The organism is Bradyrhizobium genomosp. III, assembly GCF_000261705.1.
Taxonomy (GTDB): domain Bacteria; phylum Pseudomonadota; class Alphaproteobacteria; order Rhizobiales; family Xanthobacteraceae; genus Bradyrhizobium; species Bradyrhizobium ottawaense.
Window position 1 is genome coordinate 39,144 of the sequence record NZ_AJQF01000439.1, and the last position, 6,600, is coordinate 45,743.

The following is a 6,600-nucleotide window of genomic DNA, read 5'->3' on the forward strand; positions in this document are numbered from 1 at the left end:
GAAACAATGAAGATCAATCGCCGTCATGCGCTCCTATCGCTCGTTGCCGCCGCCATCCTGGCCGGCCCCGCGAACGCCGCCGACACCATCCGCGTCGGCCTGCCCACCAAGACATATTGGCCAACGACGATCGCCGAGACGGCGGTGCGGCAAAAGCTGTTCGAGAAGGAAGGCATCCAGGCCGAGCTGACCATCTACCGCAGCGGTGCCGAGACCTTCGAGGGCATGGCCGCAGGCGCGGCCGACATCATCCTCGATCCGCCGTCGCTGGTCTCCGCCGGGCGCAAGAAGGGCGTGATGTCGCGCATCGTCGCCAACGCCGCGATGGGCAATTTCGGCTGGCAGCTGATGGTGCCGACCAAATCCACGCTCGACGTCAAGGACCTCAACGGCAAGAAGGTGGCGATCACCGCGGCCGGCTCGGGCTCGGACCTGCTCGCGCTGTGGACCATTCAGGACAAGAAGATCGACTTCACGCGCGTGCCCGTCGGCGGTGGCGGCCTGGTGCCGAACCTGCTCGCCGGCAATGTCGAGGCCGCCGTGGTCTATTCGCCGCTGAGCTTCCAGATCTCGAAATCCGGCGAAGCCAAGACCATTCTCGACTATTCGACCGCTGTGCCGCCGAACCTCGCCGCGGGCTGGATCGTGCTCGACAAGTTTGCCGATGCAAAACCCCAGATGGTGCAGAAGGCGGTGAACGCCCTCTACGGCGCGGTCGCATTCATGCGGGCCAATCGCGACGTCACCGTCAAGCTGATCGCCGAGCTCTACGAAATGCCGCCGGAGATCGCCGGCCTCGAATACGACAACACCATCATGAAGCTGGAGACCAGCGGCGACATGGGCGCGGCCAACGTCAGCGCCGCCGTGCAGCTGTCGCTCGATCTCGCCAAGCTCGGCGGGCTCAAGGACATCGTGCCCGCCGAGGACGTGATCTCGACCAAGTTCAAGCCCGTCCCGACCAAGCCGTAACGATGCAGGGCACGCTCGCCATCAACCTCGCGCGGATCGCGATCATCGTCGCGGTCCTGGCGCTGTGGGAAATGCTGTCGCGCACCGGCATCGTCAATCCGCGGCTGCTGCCGTCGGCCTCCGACACATTCGTGACGCTCGGCGAACTGCTGCAGCGCGCCGCGGTGCAGAAGGATTTGATGGTCACCGCGACCGAGGTGCTGACGGCGTTCGCGCTGGCCGTGCCGTTCGGCGCGCTGATCGGCTTCCTGGTCGCGGAGAACCGCTACTTCGCCGATGTCGCCAAGCCGCTGCTGTTCTTCGCCTTCAGCATCCCGAAGTCGATCTTCCTGCCGATGTTCATCCTGGTGTTCGGCGTCGGCTTTGCCCAGAAGGTCGGCTTCGGCTTCTTCTCCACGATCTTCATCGTGATCATGTCGACCACCACCGCGGTGGAGTCGGTCAAGGTCGAGCATCTGACGGTGGCACGCTCCTATGGCGCCACGCGGATGCAGACCGCGTTCCGGGTCTATCTGCCGAGCATGCTGCCGGTGCTGCTGGAGGCCTTGCGGATCTCCATGATCTTCAACCTCACCGGCGTCATCCTCGCCGAGATGTACGCCTCGCGCGACGGCATCGGCCACCAGATCGCGACCTGGGGCGAGAATTTCCAGATGAAGCAGCTCCTCGCCGGCGTCGTGATGGTCGCCGCGATCGCCATGACCTTCAACGAACTTGTCAGATGGGTGGAAACGCGATGCAGCCATTGGCGAACGTGACCCAATTGAAGCCCGCCCCGCGCGCCGGCGCGATCGAGGTGAAGAATGTCGGCCAGGTGTTCAAGACCCGGTCGCAGGACGTCGTCGCGCTGGAGGACGTCTCCCTCGAGGTCAAGCCCGGCCGCTTCGTGGTGCTGGTCGGACCCAGTGGCTGCGGCAAGTCCACCCTCCTGATGATGATGGCGGGCCTGCGCCAGCAGACCGCGGGCACGATCACCATCAGCGGCGCGCCGATCCTGCAGCCCGACCCCGACAGGGTCGGCGTGGTGTTCCAGGAAGCGAGCCTGTTTCCCTGGCTGACGGCCGAGGACAATGTCGAGTTTCCGCTGGCGCTGCGCGGCGTGCCCAAGGCCGAGCGCCGCGCCAAGGCGCAGGATGCGCTCAAGCTGGTCGGGCTCGAAGGTTTCGGCAGGCGCCATCCGCACGAGCTCTCGGGCGGCATGAAGCAGCGCGTCTCGATCGCGCGCGGGCTGGTGCAGGATCCGCCCGTGCTGCTGATGGACGAGCCGTTCGCAGCGCTCGACGAGCAGACGCGCATGACCATGGGCGACGAGCTGCTGCGCATCTGGGCGGCGACCGGCAAGACGGTCGTCTTCGTCACCCACAGCCTCACCGAAGCCGTCTATCTCGCCGATGAGGTGATCGTGATGTCGGCGCGGCCCGGCCGCATCGTCGACCATCTTCAGGTCCAGCTGCCGCGGCCTCGCACCTACGAGATGCTGAGCGGCGATGCGTTCGGGAGCCTGCGCGACCGCATCTGGCGGCATATCCGCAAATCGGCGTGAGGCGACGATGAGCGCCAGGATCAGTGCCAGAATAAGCGCGAGGACGTTGCGATATCTGATCGTGATCGGCCTGATCGCCTTGTGGGAGCTGCTGCCGCGCACCGGGCTCATTGCCGAGCTGTTCCTGCCCTCGCTATCGTCCACCTTGATGGCCGGATGGACCGACGCCGGCGAATATGGTCATGCGCTGGCAGTCACGCTCTACGAGGTCGTGGTCTCCATGGCGTTCGCCTGCGGCGGCGGCATCCTGCTCGGCGCCGTCGTCGGCAGCCTGCCGCGCCCGCGCGTGTTGATCATGCCGATGGTGTCGAGCCTCTACGCGGTGCCGCTGGTGATCCTCTATCCCGTTTTCACCGTGTGGCTCGGCATCGGCTCGGAATCCAAGATCGCGTTCGCCTCGATCTACGGCTTTCTGCCGACGATGCTCGCGACCGCTGCCGGCATACAGACCATCGATCCGCAGCTCCTGCTCGCGGCCCGCAGCATGGGCGCGACGCTGAGCCAGCGGCTGGTCCGCGTCGTCATCCCCGCGGCGATCCCGACCGTCCTGTCCGGCCTGCGTGTCGGCGGCGCGCTGGTGATCGTTGGCGTCGTCGTCTCGGAGATGCTGATCTCCTCGGCCGGCATCGGCTATTTGATCTCGCGCTACCGCACCATCCTCGACAGCCCGCACGTGTTCGCGGGCGTGCTGCTCGTGCTGTTCCTCGCGATCGGCTTCAACGCCGTGATCCGGTGGATCGAGCGCAAGGCGGCGATCTGGCAGACCGGCACCCGCGCCGGCCAGGCCAACGACGACATCGCGACAGGCGCGATGCAGCCGGCGACCTGAGGTAGCTGCGTGTACGATCTGACCCTGACATTCGACAACGGCCCCGATCCCGAGGTGACGCCGCGCGTGCTCGACATTCTGGCCGGGCGCGGGATCAAGACCACCTTCTTCGTCATTGGCGAGAAGCTTGCCGACCCCGAGCGGCGCGGCCTTGCGGAGCGCGCGCACCGCGAGGGGCACTGGATCGGCAACCACACCTTCACGCACAGCATCCCGCTTGGCGAGCAATCCGGGCGCGACACCGCGGAGAACGAGATCGGCCGCACGCAGGACGCGATTGGCGATCTCGCCCATCCGCAGCGCTGGTTCCGGCCGTTCGGTGGCGGCGGCAATCTGGACACGCGGCTGCTCAAGCCATCCGTCGTCGACTACCTCACCCGCAAGAAGCACAGCTGCGTGCTCTGGAATTCGATTCCGCGCGACTGGGACGACCCCGACGGCTGGACCGAGCGCGCGCTCGACCAATGCAGCCGGCAGCCCTGGACGCTGATGGTGCTGCACGATCTTCCGACCGGCCCGATGGCGCATCTGGAACGCTTTCTCGACCGCGCCGGTGCGGCCGGCGCCCGCTTCCGCCAGGACTTCCCGCCGGCCTGCGTTCCGATCCGGGGCGGCGAGATCGCGCTTCCGATCAACGACTATGTTTCCTCCATCGAAGAGAGTGTTTGACCCATGAAAGTCGCAAGCTTCACCATCGCCGGCAGTGCGAGCTATGGCATCGTCACCGACAAGGGTGTCATCGATGCCGGCAAGCGCCTGAAGGCCTATCCGACGCTGAAGGCGCTGCTTGCAAAGGGCTCGCTCGACGAGTTGAAGAAGCTCATCGCCGAGAAGCCCGACTACGCATTGCAGGACGTCGCGCTGCTGCCGACGGTCCCCGATCCCGACAAGATCTTCTGCATCGGCGTCAACTACGCCACGCATCTCGCCGAGAGCGGCCACCCGACGCCGGCGCATCCGATGATCTTCACCCGCTTCGCCAACAGCCAGGTCGGCCACGGCCAGCCGATGATCCGGCCGCTGGAATCCGAGCGGTTCGACTATGAGGGCGAAATGGCCGTCATCATCGGCAAGGCCGGCCGCCGCATCGCGCGTGAAGCTGCGCTCAGCCATGTCGCCGGCTATGCCTGCTACAATGACGGCAGCGTCCGCGACTGGCAGCGCCACACCTCGCAATTCGCGCCGGGCAAGAATTTTGCCGGGACCGGCGGCTTCGGGCCGTGGATGGTCACGACCGACGAGCTGACCGATGTCACCGCGCAGACACTGATCACCCGGCTCAACGGCGTCGAGGTGCAGAAGGCGCCGATCTCCGATCTCGTCTTCGACGTGCCGGCCCTGATCGCCTATTGCTCGACCTTCACTGAGCTCGTGCCCGGCGACGTGATCGTGACAGGCACGACCGGCGGCGTCGGCGCCTATCGCACGCCGCCGCTGTGGATGAAGGGCGGTGACGTCGTCGAGATCGAGATCTCCGGCATCGGCATCCTCAGTAATCCCGTCAAGGACGAGGGTTCAGTCGCGGCAACGCGCGCGGCCTGACCAGACGCGCTCACAACAGCGCTCGACAACAATAAGAAGGAGAACCCCATGCCCATGCCAACGCACATCCTGCCGACCACCGTGGTCGGCTCCTATCCGCAGCCGGAATGGCTGGTGAACCGCGCCATGCTGTCGAAGGTGGTGCCGCGCACCCGCCTGCACGACATGTGGCGGCTGCCGGCGGAGCATCTGGAGGAAGCCCAGGACGATGCCACCATCGTCGCGATCCGCGACATGGAGCGCGCCGGCATCGACATCGTGACCGACGGCGAGATTCGTCGCGAGAGCTATTCCAATCGTTTCGCCACCGCGCTCGACGGCATCGACGGCGACAACCCCGCGATGATCGTGGCGCGCACCGGCAACACGAAGACGCCGGTGCCGCGCGTCGTCGGCCCCATCATGCGCAAGGGCCCGGTCGAGCTGCATGACATGCAGTTCCTGCGAGAGAACACCGAGCGTGCGGCGAAGATCACCCTTCCCGGCCCGTTCACGATGAGCCAGCAGGCCAAGAACGAGTTCTACAAGGACGAGGAAGAGCTGGCGATGGCGCTCGCCGAAGCCGTCAATGCCGAGGCGCTCGATCTGCAGAAGGCCGGCGCCGACGTGATCCAGCTCGACGAACCCTGGGTGCGCAACAATCCGGAGCTCGCCAAGCGCTATGCCGTCAAGGCGATCAACCGCGCGCTGCAGGGCATCACGGTGCCGACCGTGGTGCATCTCTGCTTCGGCTATGCGGCCGTCGTGCCCGGCTCGAACAAGCCGGCCGGCTATTCCTTCCTGGCCGAGCTCGACGACACCATCGCCGACCAGATCTCGATCGAGGCGGCGCAGCCGAAGCTCGACCTCGGCGTGCTCAAGGATTTGTCGTCGAAGAAGATCATGCTCGGCGTGCTCGACCTCGCGGACCCCGCGATCGAGAGCGTCGATACCGTCGCCGATCGCATCCGCAACGGGCTCAAGCACGTGTCGCCCGACCGTCTGATCCCCGCGCCCGATTGCGGCATGAAATACATGCCGCGCGCGACCGCATTCGGGAAGCTGAAGGCCATGTGCGATGCGGCCGCGAAGGTCAGGCGGGAGATTAGCTAACCGATTTCACGGGGAGACGTCTCGCCGTCGGCCTCACGCCCCCCGCTTCGGCCCGATCGCCTCGAAGCCGGCCTTCTGCTCGTCGGTCAGATCCGCCTCGAAATCGTCGAGCGCATCGGTGACGCCGTTCACCGCTTGCAGCATCGCTTGCAGCCGCGCTTTCACGGCGGTGAGGCGGGCCTGCGGTGTCTCGGGCGTCTGTGACGGGCAGGCACTGAGCGTTTCCATGGTGCGCAGCGTGGTGTCCTGGAGCACCTCGAAGCGGGCGCGGGCGGTGTCGTCGAGACGGAGCGTCGAGGCGACATCATCTGCCGGCCATTGCTGCTGCACGAGCTGCTCATACTGACGCTGCAGCTTTTCGTCATAGCGGGGGTCGCTGTTCGGGTCGCAGGCGCTCGAGGCCTGCGCATCCTTGCTCGTATCCTTGCTCGTATCCTTGCGCTGCATGGACGCGAGCGCGGCACGACGGTCCTTGGAGAGCGCCTCGAGCTTGGCCTTCTGGCCGTCATCGAGAAGACCTGTGAACTTCGCCAGCGGCGCCTCGATGGCGTCGGTTGCCTTGATCATGGCCTCGATGCGCGCCTGCATCAGCCCCAGCCGTTCCAACGCGCTGGCGGGGGGG

At 66.0% G+C, this 6,600-nt stretch carries 8 protein-coding genes; 7 read left to right on the forward strand and 1 reads right to left on the reverse strand.

All coding sequences use genetic code 11. The features are described 5' to 3' along the window. Window positions 1-6: 6 nt before the first annotated feature. The 7 genes from IC66_RS0134935 to IC66_RS0134965 are packed head-to-tail and all read left to right on the forward strand — an operon-like array spanning window position 7 to window position 5,978. Window positions 7-972: an ABC transporter substrate-binding protein gene (locus tag IC66_RS0134935; protein WP_028143884.1), complete on the forward strand. Its 966-nt coding sequence runs from the start codon at window positions 7-9 to the stop codon at window positions 970-972. Between the two features lie 2 nt (window positions 973-974). After that, the gene (locus tag IC66_RS0134940) at window positions 975-1,730 is read left to right on the forward strand and encodes an ABC transporter permease (protein ID WP_028143883.1); all 756 of its coding nucleotides are present in this window, start codon (window positions 975-977) and stop codon (window positions 1,728-1,730) included. Continuing rightward, entirely contained in the window at window positions 1,709-2,515 is an 807-nt protein-coding gene (locus IC66_RS0134945) for an ABC transporter ATP-binding protein (RefSeq protein ID WP_049801915.1), read from the forward strand. Before IC66_RS0134940 ends, IC66_RS0134945 begins: the two co-directional genes overlap by 22 nt. Window positions 2,516-2,522: 7 nt before the next feature. After that, window positions 2,523-3,344: an ABC transporter permease gene (locus IC66_RS0134950; protein WP_038950752.1), complete on the forward strand. Its 822-nt coding sequence runs from the start codon at window positions 2,523-2,525 to the stop codon at window positions 3,342-3,344. A 9-nt stretch (window positions 3,345-3,353) separates the two neighbouring features. Then, window positions 3,354-4,013, forward strand: coding sequence for a polysaccharide deacetylase family protein (locus IC66_RS0134955; protein WP_038950753.1), 660 nt, complete (start codon window positions 3,354-3,356; stop codon window positions 4,011-4,013). 3 nt (window positions 4,014-4,016) lie between these two features. Further along, window positions 4,017-4,886 (forward strand): fumarylacetoacetate hydrolase family protein, encoded by an 870-nt coding sequence (locus IC66_RS0134960; protein WP_038950754.1) that lies wholly within the window; start codon window positions 4,017-4,019, stop codon window positions 4,884-4,886. A 48-nt stretch (window positions 4,887-4,934) separates the two neighbouring features. Then, entirely contained in the window at window positions 4,935-5,978 is a 1,044-nt protein-coding gene (locus IC66_RS0134965; RefSeq protein WP_202948584.1) for a uroporphyrinogen decarboxylase family protein, read from the forward strand. A gap of 33 nt (window positions 5,979-6,011) precedes the next feature. Here IC66_RS0134965 and IC66_RS0134970 read toward each other — a convergent pair. Further along, window positions 6,012-6,600, reverse strand: a 589-nt coding sequence (locus IC66_RS0134970; protein WP_038950756.1) for a Spy/CpxP family protein refolding chaperone, incomplete at its 5' end; no start/stop codon positions are given.

Excerpts from the sequence above, each read along its gene's own strand:
- IC66_RS0134935 (WP_028143884.1), top strand. The coding sequence starts at position 7 with ATGAAGATCAATCGCCGTCATGCGCTCCTATCGCTCGTTGCCGCCGCC.
- IC66_RS0134940 (WP_028143883.1), top strand. The coding sequence starts at position 975 with ATGCAGGGCACGCTCGCCATCAACCTCGCGCGGATCGCGATCATCGTC.
- IC66_RS0134945 (WP_049801915.1), top strand. The coding sequence starts at position 1,709 with ATGCAGCCATTGGCGAACGTGACCCAATTGAAGCCCGCCCCGCGCGCC.
- IC66_RS0134950 (WP_038950752.1), top strand. The coding sequence starts at position 2,523 with ATGAGCGCCAGGATCAGTGCCAGAATAAGCGCGAGGACGTTGCGATAT.
- IC66_RS0134960 (WP_038950754.1), top strand. The coding sequence starts at position 4,017 with ATGAAAGTCGCAAGCTTCACCATCGCCGGCAGTGCGAGCTATGGCATC.
- IC66_RS0134965 (WP_202948584.1), top strand. The coding sequence starts at position 4,935 with ATGCCCATGCCAACGCACATCCTGCCGACCACCGTGGTCGGCTCCTAT.